Annotated in this window: 16 protein-coding genes and 1 pseudogene; 8 read left to right on the top strand and 9 right to left on the bottom strand. The window is 70.8% G+C overall.

Annotated features, from left to right (window positions below; translation table 11 throughout):
* Positions 1-106 precede the first annotated feature (106 nt).
* Positions 107-1,094 (bottom strand): annotated as a pseudogene (locus QFZ75_RS17100) (WD40 repeat domain-containing protein).
* 97 nt (positions 1,095-1,191) lie between these two features.
* On the opposite strand from QFZ75_RS17100, the gene QFZ75_RS17105 reads away from it, so the two are divergent.
* The 3 genes from QFZ75_RS17105 to QFZ75_RS17115 all read left to right on the top strand — a co-directional run bounded on the left by QFZ75_RS17105 (position 1,192) and on the right by QFZ75_RS17115 (position 3,291).
* Complete coding sequence (locus tag QFZ75_RS17105) at positions 1,192-1,911, top strand: SGNH/GDSL hydrolase family protein (protein WP_307537909.1); 720 nt, start codon at positions 1,192-1,194, stop codon at positions 1,909-1,911.
* 102 nt (positions 1,912-2,013) lie between these two features.
* Complete coding sequence (locus QFZ75_RS17110) at positions 2,014-2,601, top strand: Uma2 family endonuclease (RefSeq protein WP_307537911.1); 588 nt, start codon at positions 2,014-2,016, stop codon at positions 2,599-2,601.
* Positions 2,602-2,700: 99 nt separating this feature from the next.
* Positions 2,701-3,291: an SMI1/KNR4 family protein gene (locus QFZ75_RS17115; protein WP_373465891.1), complete on the top strand. Its 591-nt coding sequence runs from the start codon at positions 2,701-2,703 to the stop codon at positions 3,289-3,291.
* A 280-nt stretch (positions 3,292-3,571) separates the two neighbouring features.
* Here QFZ75_RS17115 and QFZ75_RS17120 read toward each other — a convergent pair whose 3' ends face one another.
* The 4 genes from QFZ75_RS17120 to QFZ75_RS17135 form a co-directional block, all read right to left on the bottom strand.
* Positions 3,572-3,742 carry a type II toxin-antitoxin system RelE/ParE family toxin gene (locus tag QFZ75_RS17120; protein WP_307537913.1) on the bottom strand — a complete coding sequence of 57 codons (171 nt, stop codon included), beginning with the start codon at positions 3,740-3,742 and terminating at the stop codon, positions 3,572-3,574.
* A 19-nt stretch (positions 3,743-3,761) separates the two neighbouring features.
* On the bottom strand, positions 3,762-4,082 hold the full coding sequence (locus QFZ75_RS17125) for a hypothetical protein (protein WP_307537915.1): 321 nt from the start codon (positions 4,080-4,082) through the stop codon (positions 3,762-3,764).
* A 61-nt stretch (positions 4,083-4,143) separates the two neighbouring features.
* Entirely contained in the window at positions 4,144-5,166 is a 1,023-nt protein-coding gene (locus QFZ75_RS17130; RefSeq protein ID WP_307537916.1) for a hypothetical protein, read from the bottom strand.
* Positions 5,167-5,272: 106 nt separating this feature from the next.
* On the bottom strand, positions 5,273-5,692 hold the full coding sequence (locus QFZ75_RS17135; RefSeq protein WP_307537918.1) for a hypothetical protein: 420 nt from the start codon (positions 5,690-5,692) through the stop codon (positions 5,273-5,275).
* An 83-nt stretch (positions 5,693-5,775) separates the two neighbouring features.
* Between QFZ75_RS17135 and QFZ75_RS17140 the strand changes: the two genes are divergently transcribed.
* The 4 genes from QFZ75_RS17140 to QFZ75_RS17155 are packed head-to-tail and all read left to right on the top strand — an operon-like array spanning position 5,776 to position 7,616.
* The gene (locus QFZ75_RS17140) at positions 5,776-6,588 is read left to right on the top strand and encodes a helix-turn-helix transcriptional regulator (RefSeq protein WP_307537920.1); all 813 of its coding nucleotides are present in this window, start codon (positions 5,776-5,778) and stop codon (positions 6,586-6,588) included.
* Positions 6,585-6,779 (top strand): DUF397 domain-containing protein, encoded by a 195-nt coding sequence (locus tag QFZ75_RS17145; protein ID WP_307537922.1) that lies wholly within the window; start codon positions 6,585-6,587, stop codon positions 6,777-6,779. Before QFZ75_RS17140 ends, QFZ75_RS17145 begins: the two co-directional genes overlap by 4 nt.
* A 4-nt stretch (positions 6,780-6,783) precedes the next feature.
* Positions 6,784-7,107 carry a hypothetical protein gene (locus tag QFZ75_RS17150; protein WP_307537924.1) on the top strand — a complete coding sequence of 108 codons (324 nt, stop codon included), beginning with the start codon at positions 6,784-6,786 and terminating at the stop codon, positions 7,105-7,107.
* Complete coding sequence (locus QFZ75_RS17155) at positions 7,104-7,616, top strand: hypothetical protein (RefSeq protein WP_307537926.1); 513 nt, start codon at positions 7,104-7,106, stop codon at positions 7,614-7,616. The genes QFZ75_RS17150 and QFZ75_RS17155 overlap by 4 nt, the downstream gene beginning before the upstream one ends.
* Positions 7,617-7,769: 153 nt before the next feature.
* On the opposite strand, the gene QFZ75_RS17160 is transcribed toward QFZ75_RS17155, so the two are convergent.
* Together QFZ75_RS17160 and QFZ75_RS17165 are read right to left on the bottom strand one after the other, a co-directional pair.
* Positions 7,770-9,299: a hypothetical protein gene (locus tag QFZ75_RS17160; RefSeq protein ID WP_307537928.1), complete on the bottom strand. Its 1,530-nt coding sequence runs from the start codon at positions 9,297-9,299 to the stop codon at positions 7,770-7,772.
* Positions 9,300-9,333: 34 nt separating this feature from the next.
* The gene (locus QFZ75_RS17165; protein ID WP_307537929.1) at positions 9,334-10,617 is read right to left on the bottom strand and encodes an MFS transporter; all 1,284 of its coding nucleotides are present in this window, start codon (positions 10,615-10,617) and stop codon (positions 9,334-9,336) included.
* A gap of 71 nt (positions 10,618-10,688) precedes the next feature.
* Here QFZ75_RS17165 and QFZ75_RS17170 point away from each other — a divergent pair, with 71 nt between their 5' ends.
* Positions 10,689-11,681 carry an aldo/keto reductase gene (locus QFZ75_RS17170; protein WP_307537931.1) on the top strand — a complete coding sequence of 331 codons (993 nt, stop codon included), beginning with the start codon at positions 10,689-10,691 and terminating at the stop codon, positions 11,679-11,681.
* Positions 11,682-11,892: 211 nt separating this feature from the next.
* Here QFZ75_RS17170 and thpR read toward each other — a convergent pair whose 3' ends face one another.
* Complete coding sequence (gene thpR / locus QFZ75_RS17175; RefSeq protein WP_307537933.1) at positions 11,893-12,465, bottom strand: RNA 2',3'-cyclic phosphodiesterase; 573 nt, start codon at positions 12,463-12,465, stop codon at positions 11,893-11,895.
* 62 nt (positions 12,466-12,527) lie between these two features.
* On the bottom strand, positions 12,528-13,877 hold the full coding sequence (locus QFZ75_RS17180) for an MFS transporter (RefSeq protein WP_307537934.1): 1,350 nt from the start codon (positions 13,875-13,877) through the stop codon (positions 12,528-12,530).
* Between the last annotated feature and the right edge of the window lie 7 nt (positions 13,878-13,884).

Consider the following 13,884-nt stretch of genomic DNA (forward strand, 5'->3'; position numbering starts at 1 on the left):
GGTGGGAGCGCTCCCACCGCACCACGCACCCCCATGGAAGACACCGAACGTGAACACGTCAAGAACCCGCGCACCAACCGGGACACTCGGACCGTCCGGAGGTCTCCTAGTCGCTCCGCCGCCGGAACAGCCGCTTCAGCCCGTAGACGACGGCGAAGGCGACGGCCAGCGCGATCGCGCCCGCCTTGAAGTCGCCGCCCGGACCGTCGTCAGCGCTGTCGCCGCCCGCGGAACCGCCCCCGCTCCCGCCGGAGGAGGACCCGCCCGCGCCCGGAACGCTCCCCGCCTCGACGGAACTCCCGGCCCTCTCGCTCCCGTACAGCAGCTTGGAGCCGTCGGGGGTGTACGTCATCGACTCGCCCTGCCGCTGGAGCGGCACGTTCAACTGCCCCTGCCGCTTGGGCTTCCCGTTGTTCCAGGCGTACGCGATACCGCCGAAGTAGCCGCGTACGGCAAGCTGCTTGCCGTCGGGCGAGAAGGCGCCGTCGGTGACCCACAGGCCGATGTCACCGACCCTCTCGAAGGTGTTGGTGCCCGCGGACGAGAGCTTGGCGGGCCCTTCGTACAGGGCGCCGCCCTCCTCGTTCTTCGAGACGATGTAGACCCGGCCGGTCTTCGGGTGCACCATCAGCGCCTCGGCGTCCCGGGCCCCGTCCGCGTACTTCACGTCGTACTGCGTGGCGCGGACGGTCTGGTCCTTGAGCTCCTTCGGCTCGGGCAGTTCGTAGATCCACACGTGGTCCCACGTACCGCCGAGGTTGTCGCCGATGTCACCGACGTAGAGGTGGCCGTCGGGCCCGACGGAGACGGCCTCCACGTCCCGGGGGCGCCCCACGCCCGTCATGGTGACCGTGGCGACCGTCTTCCCGCTCTTCCCGTCGACGGCGTAGAGGAAGGCGCCGTCGTCGTCTGTCGTTGTGGGTCCAGTAGATGCCGGGGTGGGCCCGGGAGGCGGCCAGTCCGCTGGACTCGGTGATCCGGGGGTCCTGGAGCGTGAACCCGCCGGAACCGTCGTCATCGGCAGCGGCGGCGGGCACGGCGAGCGCACCGGCGGTGAGCAGGGCCCCGGCAAGGAGAACGAACGAGCGACGCATGCCCACAGCCTGCCACCCCTGCGCGGGATCGGCGGGCGTGTCCAGCTTCACATCCTGTCCCGCCCCGCCCCCACCGGTGATCGACCATCATGAGCGGATGCTCAGGTTCATGCCAGTCGGTGACTCCATGACGATCGGAAGCGCCAGCGAACACACGTGGCGCCACCGCCTCTGGCAGCACCTGCGCGCGACGTACGGGGCGCCGTTCCAGCTGGTCGGCCCGCGGGAGACGCTCTACGACCAGGCCACGGGCGCCGCCGACTCGTACGAGTACGCCGACCCCGATCCTGCCTTCCCGCGCGCCCACCTCGCGGGCTGGGGCGAGGGCTGGCACCACCTGAGCCCGCTGATCGCCGACGCGGTCCGCACGTCCCGCGCCGACGTGCTCCTCGTCTCCCTCGGCCTGATAGACCTCGGCTTCTACACGAACGCGTCCCAGACGGCGCGGAACGTCCGCGCCTTCATCGCGCAGGCCCGCACCGCGAACCCCCGCGTGTCGATGGTCCTCCTCCCGGTGATCCCGAACATCCGGGCCGAGACGGACGCGCCCTTCGCCCGCGAGGTGGCCCTCTTCAACGAACTCCTCGCGAAGACGGTGGCGGACCTGGCCGAACCGGCTTCCCCGCTCCTCCTGGCCTCCGTCCCGCCCACGTACGACATCCACTGCGACACGTACGACGGCACCCACCCCAACGCCTCCGGCGAACACAAGCTGGCAGCGGCGTTCGCGGGGGCGATGCACGAGGGGTGGGGCGTGGGGGGCCGCTACGCGGGCGACCGCCGGGCGGACGACCGGCGCATGACCGAGAGCGTCTGACCGAAAGCGCCTGACCGAATCCGCCGGTGTCCTGGTCACCGTGCGTATCGTTGTACGGCGCGGCTGTACTCGTGCGAGGGGCAGCCGGGGAGGAGCGCCACGATGACCGTCCTTGAAGACAGGATCGAGATGGCCGACGAGAGCAAGGGCCTCACGCTCGACGTGCTGTTCGAGCAGCTGGAGCGGATGCCCGTCCCCGAGGGATACAAGGTCGAGATCGTCGAGGGGGCCATCTTCATGTCGCCGCAGCGGGACACTCACTGGGAGATCATCCTGGACATCGTCGAGCAACTACGGACCAAGTACCCCCGGAAGCGCGTGAAGTCGGACGTCCGTGTCGACTACCCGGGCCACCTCAACGGCTTCGCGAGTGACGTGACAGTGATGGCCGAGGACGCCTCCAAGGCCGACAACGGATACTGGCGCTGCCAGGACGTCCAGTTCGTCGCCGAGGTGATCTCCCGGGGTACCGCCCCCAACGACTACGGCCCGAAGAAGGCCGCGTACGCCCTCGCCGAGGTTCCCGTCTACCTCATCGCGGACCCGTACCAGGGCAAGTGCCATCTCTACACGCAGCCCAAGGACGGGGAGTACATCAGCGAACTCTCGGTCGCCTTCGGCGCGAACGTCGACATGACGAACACCCCCCTCGGCCTGACCCTCAAGACGGACGAGTTCCCCCGGGACTGACGCACCGACGAGTCTGAGCTCCGCCAGGGCTTCAGCCTGCTCTTAACCTGCTGCGTCCTGTGTGGCCAGGATGTCAGTGGCTGGTGATACCCGTAGGGCGTGGATGATGCGATTTCCGGTGCGACAGCCCTTCTGCGTCAAGTCTTTCCGGCGGAGGTCCGTCACCGTCCTTCGGGCTGGGAGGCGCTCCGGGCATGGGAGCGCAGGCACGGCGTGGTGTTGCCTGAGCCGTATCGCACCTTCGTTGCCGAGGTCGCGAACGGTACCGCCGACGGCCCGCCCGAGGAGGGTGGTCTGCTGCCCGTGGGAGAGAAGCCGGACAGCTGGGCCGTCTGGGAAGCGGACTGCTGGATGAGCCCGGAGCCGTTCGACGGCACCACCGCACGCGTGCCCGGCCAGCTCTTCCCGCTCGAGGAGGAATGGCAGTGGGAGTACGACTACTACGATCACGCCCTCCACTCGTCCCTGTTGCACCGGACCTACCAGCACGGCTCGGTGTTGCTGGGCAGCGACAGACCCGGTGAGTTCTGGACGCTGGTGGTGACCGGGCCGCAACGCGGCCGGGTGTGGTGGCTCCGAGACGGCTGCGCCGCGCCCTATGCCGACTCCCCCTCCGATCAGCCTGAGGGCGACTTCCTGCGCTGGGTGAGGGACTGGCATACCGGGCAGGGCTGGTGGCGAGCCGGATAGCACCGCCCCGCCTCGGATCAGCAGGCGTCTGCCCGGCCCGGCTGACGTCAGCGCCAGCGCCAGCGCCAGCGCCAGTCATGGCGACCCGAAGGCACCAAGAGTGGTCAGGACGACCAATGTCCAGCGAGCTCCATGCCCCACCGCAGACCTCCGAGCCGAAGGTGTTCCGCGCCTTCGCGTGACTCGCATCAAAAGGCCCGATTCCTGGGCACGTCCCTTGAGTCCGAAGCACGAAGAAGGCGCGGAAGCCACGTCCAAGTGCTTCCGCACTCAGAAGCCGTCACACCAGAGTCCGCCCCACCATCAGCACTTTGATCGCCACTCGGGCACCGTCGATCTCGTACGTGACTCGGTACGCGTCCACCCGCAACCGCCGCAGATCGGTTCCGCCCAACTTGCTGCTCTCGGGCGGCTCGGATTGGCGGGCGAGGGCGTTGATCGCCTGGACCAAAGGCTTGACGGCGTCCCCGTCACAAGACTTGAGCCGTCGAAGGCCGGCAGCCGCCGCCGGTCGCCTTGGCCCGCAGTGCGGTCACGAGGTCGGCGAAGTCGATGGCGAGGGCCTTGGCATCCGCGTCGGCAGCGGTGTCTGCCAGGGCCTGCGTCCACCAGTGGTCGAGGAACGCCTCGAAGGAGGACCCTTCGGAAAGGGTCGCCAGTTCGGCGTCGAGGTCCGGCAGCCGGTCGGCGCGGAGCGCGGCGCGGATCCCCTCAAGGTTGCGCGGCACCACCTGTCCGGTGAATCCCAGGGCCTCGCGTGCCTCCTGAAGAATCGCGCTCCATTCCGCCATTTCCCTGCTCCTCTCCCAGGCCGGGGCCGTCTTCCCGGCCGCGGCAGCAGCGTATGACGCGCTACGCACCGGCGGCGCACTCCTGGACGCGGGTCCGCCACGACACCGACAGCGGCTGGAACGTCGCCTCGAACGCGGCGGTCGTACGGCAGCGGAGGCAGTGGGTCTCGTCGTTGCGCGGACGGAAGACGTGCTCGGCCCCGGGCCCCGGGCAGGTCACCAGGGGCCGCCGGGCCGGGACCGCGACCCACTCCGTCGACGACAGTGCTGGTGACGGTCCCAGTGCCGCTGCCGGAGGAGCACCCTGACCCCTCTCCGCCGGGAGCTTCTGCACCAGGCGGTGGCGCAGGAACCCGGCCGCCGAGCGGATGCCGTCCGGTGGCAGGCCGGTCGTCAGGGCGCGCCGGAGGTCGGCCGCCGAGACGCCCCTGCGCAGCCACTCCGCTGCCGCGTCGGCCAGCAGCCGGGCCTCGCGCACACCCAGGAGCAGCTCCCGGTTCACGTGCCGGAGCGACAGCAACACGCCTTCCGCCTGGACCAGTTCCGGCTCGGCGGCAGCGGTTTCGTCGGTGTCCGGGGCCTGGTCTTCGGGTGGGGGGTGGGGAAGGTTCTTCTCTCCTACTTCTTCCAGTTCTTCTCTTGGGGGTGAGTCACCGACCGACCGCTCCCCCGGCCCACCGACCGTCGGAGAACGCTCACCCGGCGGGCACACGATCGGTGCGGCGACGGCGACGGCGACAGTGACGGCACCCGCCACGCCCTCCCTGGCCCGGCCCGCCTCTTCACGCGTGAGGGTGACGTTGGCGAGGAGCTGTTCCGTGATCCACCGGCCCCGCGCGCCCTGCTCACGCCATTCGTGGAAGTAACCGCAGTCGACGAGGAGTTGCTTGGCCTTCTGGTAGGCCCGGGGCTTCATCCCCAGCTTGGCCGCGTGTTCGCCGAGCGGCTTGGGAGCGGCGGCCTCCGGCAGTCCCTGCACGTACAGCAACAGGACCTTCGCGTCGCTGTTGAGCCGCGAATGCCGTACGACGTCGTGCGAGGCTTTCGTGTAACGCCGGACCGGCGCGATAGCATGCCGAAGCATTTCTGGTGGAGTTCCCGTCCACTGGTGGTGAAGGTCCTCGGACGGTGTTGGTAGCACCTCCGGGGACCGCTCCGTATGCGAACGCGCACGGAGTGTGATGTCGCGGTCACCGTACAGCACCGATCAGGCGGCTCACCACTTCATGCAGCAACCCCGCCTCCACGAACGGCACTTCGGCGGTCGGCACCGACCGCCACTCCAACGGCCAGGTCGGCCCGTCCAGCGCGGGCACCCCCACGTACGCCCATCCCCGCGAGTCCCGGCCCAGCGCCCGCACCCCGGCGGGCCAGCGGAAGCCCGCGGCGCTTTGCGGGGGCAACAGGAAGTACAGGTACCGGCAGCCGGTCGACTCCCGCACGATCGGGCCCGCTTCGAAGTCCGTGAACTGCATCAGCTCGTACGCGACCTGCTCCGCGAGTACACCCGCGACCCGTACGGCGTCGAAGTGGATGCCGGCATGACGGAGGCCGTGACCGGAGGCGGGAATCCAGGCATGCACCCTGACCGGTGCGGTTTCCGAGTTCATGCGGCACATGCTTACGGTCGCTCACATACTGTGACCAGGGTTACGCAAGGTCCGTGCACCTCTGTGCACTCGGGGAGGTCGCTGTGCACTCCGGTGAACAAAGCTCAAGCAATCTGGAGATGTTCGGCTCGTTGCTGCGGTTCTTTCGCGAACGGGCCGGGATGACACAGGAAGGGCTGGGCGGGTGCGCCGGGTACTCCAAGTCGCAGGTCGCCATGGTGGAACGGGGCGAGCGCCCGCCGAAGGGGAAGCTCGTCGAGATCGCGGACGAGGCGCTGGGTGCACAGGGTGCACTTCTCGCGGCGGGACGGAAGCTGCGGACCAGCCCGCTCCCGGCTTGGACCGCGACTTACGCGGACATCGAAGCCGAGGCCACAGCCCTGCACACGTACGCGAATCACGTGGTACCCGGCCTGCTGCAAACCGAGGCCTACGCCCGGGTGGCGATCGGCTGCAACTACCCGCCCTTGGAGGATGAGGAGATCGAGGAGCAGGTTGCCGCACGACTGGCGCGCCAACGACTCTTCCAGCGCAGACCCACTCCCGCACTCAGCTTCGTTCTGGAGCAGATCGCGTTCACGCGCCCGATCGGGGGCCGCCGCATCCTGGCGGAACAACTCCGCCACGTTCTTGAGGTCGGGCGCAGACGTAACGTCGAGATCCAGGTCATGCCATCGGATCGCGAGACGCACTCCGGGCTGAACGGACCGATGATCCTGGTGGAGACCGAGAACCGGCGGCAACTTGCCTATGTCGAGGGTCAGGACGGCGGCTACTTTGTCAGCGAACAACCGTCTCTGGGGGACTTGTTCGGCCGGTATGGCATTCTGCGAGCTCAGGCCCTCAGCCCCGAGGAGTCCGCCAAGCTGATCGAACAGGTGGCACAAGAGCTATGAGCACCGACCTGCACTGGTTCAAGAGCAGCTACAGCGGCAACCAGGGCGAATGCCTGGAGATAGCGCTCACCCCCTCCACCATCCACATCCGCGACTCCAAAACCCCCGCCGCCCCCACCCTGGCGGTCACCCCGAAAACCTGGTCCGTCTTCCTTCCGCACATCAGCGCGTACAAAGCTGTTGTACGTTGACCGTATGGCCGCGAGACGCAGCATGATCACCTTTGCCACCGACCCGGATACCAAGGAACGCATCCGCTCCTACGCGGAGGCGGCGGGGGTCGACATCAGTACGTACGTCATGGCCGCGGTGGGCGCCGCGATGGCGCACGACGATCAGGTCGCCCGGACCTTCGCCCCGCTCGACGACCTGATCGCCGAGGCGGAGGCAGAGAACGCCACGGCCGCGCCGCCGGAGGAGCACGGGCAGCACCCGGGACCGGACGTCGAGCGCGAGGAGATCTCCTCCGCTCTGGACTCGTTCTTCGGTTCGGGCATCCGACGCAGGGGCGTGGCATGACAGCGGTGGTCTACGACGCCGGGATGCTGATCCACCTGGAACAGGGCAGGAAGAAGGCCGTGCACCTGCATCGGGAAATTCTCGGACGCGGAGGGCACCGGCCCATCGTCCCGTTGCCCGTGCTGGGGCAGGTCTGGCGGCCGGGGGCCGGGCACTACACCTGCCTCAAGCCGGTACTGGCGGCCTGCACGGTCTACGCCGCCCGAGACTCACGAACCCCGCTGTTCACCGCCAAACGGTGGGACGATCCGCTCCATACCTGCCGGCCTTGCGCAGCGGGACACACGGAGGCCGACGGCAAACGCGTGGGCGCGCTCGGCGCCCGGGCCAAGCTTCCTGCGAAGAAGAGCTTCGACGTCGTGGACGCGTTGGTGCTCGTCATCGCCGCTCATCACGGCAGAGCTCTGGTCGTCACCAGCGACCTCGACGACCTGCTCGCCTACAGGGAAGCACTCGGCGAACACCGGATCGGCATCTGCCATCCGGACGCCCCCCAACGGATCATCTGACCGTCACGAGACCAGGAACGTCGCCGAGGTCGGCAGCGACGGCGTGGATGCCGTGGTGACCGCGGAAACCGTGAAACCCCTTCAAACGGCTGCCTGCCCCGCCCTGGAAGTCCTGACCATCGGCATGTGTGGAGAGGAACTTCGGCGGCGTGGTCACCTCCCGCTCAGCGCGTCCGACATCACGGCGGGTGGCAGGGACGGGTTGGCCGCTGCCGCTTCCACCACCTGCGGGTCCGGGTCGGCGAGCAGTTCCACGACGACCCGTGGCGGGAGGGCCGGGTGACCGGCGGCCACGGGTCTCACCCCGTCGTCCGCCCGGCTGTCCGTCAGGCAGGCGAGCAGCGCCGCGGCCGGTGCCGCATGGTGCCGGGCGACCTCACGGAACGCCTTGTGCACCGGCGGTTCGTGCCGGACCAGGTCCACCAGCAGCGCCGGGGTCGCGTCCGGATTGGTCGCCACCTTGGCCAGGACACGAACACCGTGCCGGTCGAGCATCACGCGCAACTGCGCCTCGCTGAGACCCGGGTGCGGGGCGAGGGCCTTGACCACCTTCGCGTCGGGGTCGTCGGCCAGCCGGTCGCGTGTCCCGGCCGGCAGGTCGCGTCGGTGGGCCACGAGCATGCGGGCAGCCGGGTCCGGTGACACGGCGAGCTCCTCGACCTCGGCGGAGGAGCAGGCCGCGACGCGGGGCAGCAGGGTGACTCCGAGCTTCGTGGTGCGGGCCAGGCGGATGAGCACGTCGAGCGGCACGCGGGGATGGTGGGCGAGCCCGCGGCGCACGGCGGGGTCGTGGTCGTCGGCCATCGCCCGGATCAGGGCCTCGTCGATCCCGGGATTCCCGGCGACATCCGCGCGGACACCGGGTGTCGGGTCCGAAGCGAGCCGTGCGTACGCCCACCCGGGCAGGTCCTGGCGAGTGGCGAGTGCCCAGCGCACCAGTGCCGCCGGGTGGTCCACGAAGCCGGCGACGGCCTCGACGGGCGTGGCGGGGTTGCGGAGCGCCGCCTCCCGCACGTCGCGGACGGCGGACTCGTGCGAGCCGTCGCAGGAGGCGCCCGGCAACAGATCGCAGTCGGGCTCGGGGCACTCGGGCCCGTGGACGAAGGGCGGTTCCTTCCGGTCGCAGACCAGGCAGTGCCGCGCGGCGGGCAGCCCCGCTCCGGTCACCAGCGCGGCCAGTACGGCCGGGGGCGTCGCCTCGTTGCACGCCGCCGCCCGGCGGACCGCGACGTGCGGATGTGCCGCGAGCCGTGCGGCCAGGTCCGGAGTGGCCCACAACGCCAGTTCGGCGACGACACGTACGTCCGTGTCCGTCGCAAGTGTCTCCACCACGTCGGGCCGCAGACCGGGGCAGGCCGCCAGCTTCTCCCGGCGCTCACGGACCGGATCCGCCGCGAGGAGACGCGCCCACTCCGGGCGGCCTGCACCTGCGTCGAGCAGGGCGAGCGCGGCATCCGGCCGGATGCGGGGGTCGACGTCGGCCGCGCTCAGCCGGCCCTCGTACGCGAGCAGCACCGCGCTGTCCTCCACGCGCTCGGCCAGCGCGACCGCCTGTGCGCGGCCGAGGTCCGGGCGGTAGGCGAGGTGCAGGGCGATGTCGTCGTCCGCGACGGATATCAGCCGGTCGACCAGCTCGGGCGGCAGCGCTGGATTGGCGGCGAGTCCGCACAGGAGGTGATGCACACAGGGCATCCTGTCGGAAACATGAGCAACGGGTTCAGGATTTGTGCGGGGCCGCCGAAACCGGTGTCCCCGCGTCGTCCGGGCCGGCCGGCGCACGCGGCGGCCCCGGCGCCCGCAGCCCCCGCACCTGAGGCGACAGCAGCGCCAACGCCGTGGCCGTCACCACCAGCGTCGCGCAGCCCGCCAGTGTCCGGCCCGTGCCCGCCGTCGAGGCGAGCGGGCCCGCGGCCAGCAGGCCCAGGGGGGCGAAGGCCAGGGAGCCGAACCACTCGTACGAGCTGACGCGGGAGATGACCTCCTCGGGGATCTCCCGGTGCAGGGTCGTGGTCCACAGGACGGCGAAGACGTCCGAGGAGACGCCCGCGCAGAACATCGCCGCGGCCACGGACCAGACGGGCGCGCGCAAGGCCAGCAGTGCGATCGGCGCCGCCGCCGGGAACGTCGCCAGGACCGCCACGAGCACCGGCCGGGACACCCGGACGCGTGCCGCCAGGCCCGCCCCCGCGATCGTGCCCAGCGCCTGCGCGGCCACGATCAGGGACCAGGCGCGCGCCCCGCCGAGGTGTTCCTCGGCCACGAGGGGGCCGAGCACCCCGACGTTGGCGTTGAGGGCCGCCACGACGAACGCGTACTGGACGACCACGACCCACAGCCACTGCCGCGACGCGAACTCCCGCCACCCGTCCCGCAGATCGGCCCAGCCGGAGGACGCCTTCCGTGGCGGTGCCGTCACCCGCAGGCCCTTGATGAAGAGGGCGCTCGCGGCGAACGACGCCGCGTTCAGGGCCAGCGCCCAGCCCGCGCCGACGAACGCCACGGTGACACCCGCCAGCGCGAGCCCCAGCAGCATCGAGGTGTTGGTCGCCATCTGCAGCAGCCCGTTGGCGCGCTGGAGGCGGGCGGCCGGCACGATCGACGGCACCACCCCCGTCATCGCCGGCGCGAACAGCGCCGTCGCCGTCCCCGCCAGGACCGCCAGCAGACACATCGCCGGCAGGGGCGCGTGTCCGCTCAGCACCATGACGGCCAGGCCCGCGTAGGCCGCCGCGCCCAGGAGGTCGGACAGGGCCATCAGGCGCGAGCGCGACATCCGGTCCGCGACCACGCCGCCCACCAGGATGAACAGCAGCTGCGGCAGCGCCTGGCAGGCCAGCACCAGCGACAGTCGCCCCGGGCTCGCCCCCGGCAGTTCCAGCACCGCGAACGCCAGCGCCACCCGCGCGAAGGCGTTGCCCAGCACGGAGACCGTACGGGCCGAAACGAGCAGCACGAAGCGCCGGTCACGCCGCGGTGGCGCACCCGCCGAGGGGGTCGTCATGGGCGATCACCCTAGTGGCGGGCAGCGGGAGGTGTTGCTTAGAGCGCACTCCACACCGTTGGCTGTGAGCCATGAAGTACACGCAGCTGGGACGCACAGGACTCAAGGTCAGCCGGCTCGTCCTCGGGACCATGAACTTCGGTCCGCAGACGGACGAGGCCGACAGCCACGCGATCATGGACGCGGCGCTGGGCGCGGGCATCAACTACTTCGACACCGCCAACGTGTACGGCTGGGGCGAGAACAAGGGCCGTACCGAGGAGATCGTCGGGAGCTGGTTCGCCAAGGGCGGTGAGCGGCGCGACAAGGTCGTCCTCGCCACCAAGGTGTACGGGAACATGGCCGCCGAGGGCGACGCCTGGCCCAACCACGACAAGCTCTCCGCGCTCAACATCCGGCGCGCGGTCGAGGCCAGCCTGAAACGGCTGGGAACCGACTACATCGACATCTACCAGTTCCACCACGTCGACCGCAGCACTCCTTTCGAGGAGATCTGGCAGGCCGTCGACGTCCTGGTGCAGCAGGGCAAGATCCTCTACGCCGGCTCCTCCAACTTCCCCGGCTACAAGATCGCCCAGGCCAACGAGATCGCCGCCCGCCGCGGCGGCACCATCGGCCTCGTCAGCGAGCAGTGCCTCTACAACCTCGCCGAACGCCGCGCCGAGATGGAGGTCGTCCCGGCCGCGCGGGAGTACGGGCTCGGCGTCATCCCCTGGTCGCCGCTGCACGGCGGTCTGCTGGGCGGCGTCATCAGGAAGCAGGCCCAGGGCGGGCGCCGGGCGGGCGGCCGGGCCGCCGACGCCCTCGCCGACACCGGCATCCGGACTCAGATCCAGTCGTACGAGGACCTGCTCGACAAGCACGGGATCGAGCCCGGTGAGGCCGCCCTGGCCTGGCTCCTCACCCGCCCCGGCGTCACCGGCCCGATCGTCGGCCCGCGCACCGCGGAGCAGCTGGACTCGGCGCTGCGGGCCGTGGAGCTGGAGCTGAGCGAAGAGGTCCTGACCGGCCTGGACGAGATCTTCCCGGGCCCGGGCCCGTCCCCGGAGGCCTTCGCCTGGTAGTCCCGTGAGGGGCATCAGGGGCGCGGGGAACCGCGCTACCGGCCACGGCGCACCCGTCGACGCCCGCCCACGGGGCGCACGACGGCGGGGCGGCGGCCGTCACCTGCCGACGACCGCCGCCACCGCCACCACGACGAACATCAGCACCAGCACACCGGCCATGATCCGGTTCCGCGTCTTCGGGTCCACGCACCGAGCGTAACCGCCCTCCTCAGACGCCTTCGCCCAGGGGCCACCGCTCGACCACCTCGTACCGGGTCCGCTCCCCCGGCACCCCCGAGACGGGCAGCCGGCTCCGTACCAGGCACAGGTCGGCGACCGTCCAGCCGCGCCCCGCGAACCCGTCCAGCGAGGCCACGTACGGGGCGAGGTCCGTGTCGCCCGAGGCGCGCGCCAGGGTGAGGTGCGGCCGGTAACCGCGGTGCTCCTCCCGCGCGACGCCCGCCTTGCGCCCCGCGGCCAGCGCCTGCTCGGCGAGCAGCCGCAGTGTCCGTACGTCCCCGGCGGCGCCCACCCACAGCGCCCGGTCCCCGAACCGTCCCCCGCCGCGCAGCGAGAGCGGGAAGGGGTCGGTCCGCCGTGCCGAGCGCTCCAGGCGGGCGGACAGATCCGGTACGACGTCCTCGGCGACCTCTCCGTAGAACGCGAGCGTGAAGTGCCGGCCGGAGGGGTCCGTCCAGCGCAGCCCGGACTCCGCGCCCGGCAGTCTCCGCAGCTCACGGACGACCGGGCCGAGCTCGGCGGCGGCGTCCGGCGGAGGCAGCACGGCGGCGAAGAGTCTCATACGGTCACTCTTCCAGCCGCCCCGCCGGCCTCACCAGCTCTGCCGGACCCCGCCGGGACGGCCTACGCGGCCGTCGCCAGCTCCCGCCTGCGCGGGACGAACCGCACGTGCGGGTGCCCGTGGTTCCAGCCCACCGACAGGCGCAGTCCGCCGACGCGGGCCAGCGCGAAGCCGACCGTGGCCGCCGCCAGGGCCGAGACGACACCGCCCATGGCGAAGCCCACCCGGGGCCCGTACGCGTCGGTGATCCAGCCGACCACGGGCGCCCCCAGCGGCGTACCGCCCATGAAGACCATCATGAACAGCGCCATGACCCGGCCGCGCATGGCGGGGTCGGTGCCCATCTGGACCGCGGTGTTGGCGGTCACGTTGACGGTCAGGCCCGCCATGCCGATGGGGACCATGAGGAGCGCGAAGAGCCAGTAGGACGGGGCCAGCGAGGCCACGATCTCCAGGACGCCGAAGGCGACCGCGGCGGCGATCAGCACGCGCAGCCGGGCCGTACCGCGCCGGGCGGCGAGCAGCGCGCCCGCGACCGAGCCCACCGCCATCAGCGTGTTGAACAGGCTGTACGCGCCCGCGCCGGCGTGGAAGACGTCGTCCGCGTACGCCGAGAGCCAGACGGGGAAATTGAAACCGAAGGTGCCGATGAAGCCGACCAGGACGATCGGCCAGATCAGTTCGGGGCGGCCGGCGACATAGCGCAGGCCCTCACGGAGCTGTCCCTTGCCGCGCGGGGTCCGCTCGACCTGGTTGATCTCGCCGGAGCGCATCAGGAGCAGGCCCACGATGGGCGCGACGAACGACAGCCCGTTGAGCAGGAAGGCCCAGCCCGTGCCCACACCGGTGATGAGCACGCCGGCGACGGCGGGTCCCACCAGGCGGGCGGACTGGAAGTTGGCGGAGTTGAGGCTGACCGCGTTCTGCAGCTGGCCGGGGCCGACCATCTCGGCGACGAACGACTGCCGCGCCGGGTTGTCGACGACCGTGGCGAGGCCGACGGCGAAGGCGGCGACGTAGACGTGCCAGACCTGGACGTGGCCGCTGAGGGTCAGGAAGGCGAGCGCGAGGCCGGTGAGGCCCATTGCGGTCTGGGTGGCGAGCAGCGTCGGGCGCTTCGGCAGGCGGTCGACGAGGACGCCGCCGTAGAGGCCGAAGAGCAGCATCGGCAGGAACTGCAGGGCCGTGGTGAAACCGACGGCGGCCGAGGAGCCGGTGAGGCTCAGCACCAGCCAGTCCTGGGCGATCCGCTGCATCCAGGTGCCGGTGTTCGAGACGACCTGGCCCATGAAGAAGAGGCGGTAGTTCCTGATCCTCAGCGAGCTGAACATCGAGGATCGTGTCTTGGGGTCGGACGGGGAGTTGTGGGCGGCAGGTGCGGGGGCGGAGTCTGCTCCGGATCCCGTACTCAACGGCGTT

This window comes from Streptomyces sp. V3I8, assembly GCF_030817535.1.
Lineage (GTDB): Bacteria > Actinomycetota > Actinomycetes > Streptomycetales > Streptomycetaceae > Streptomyces.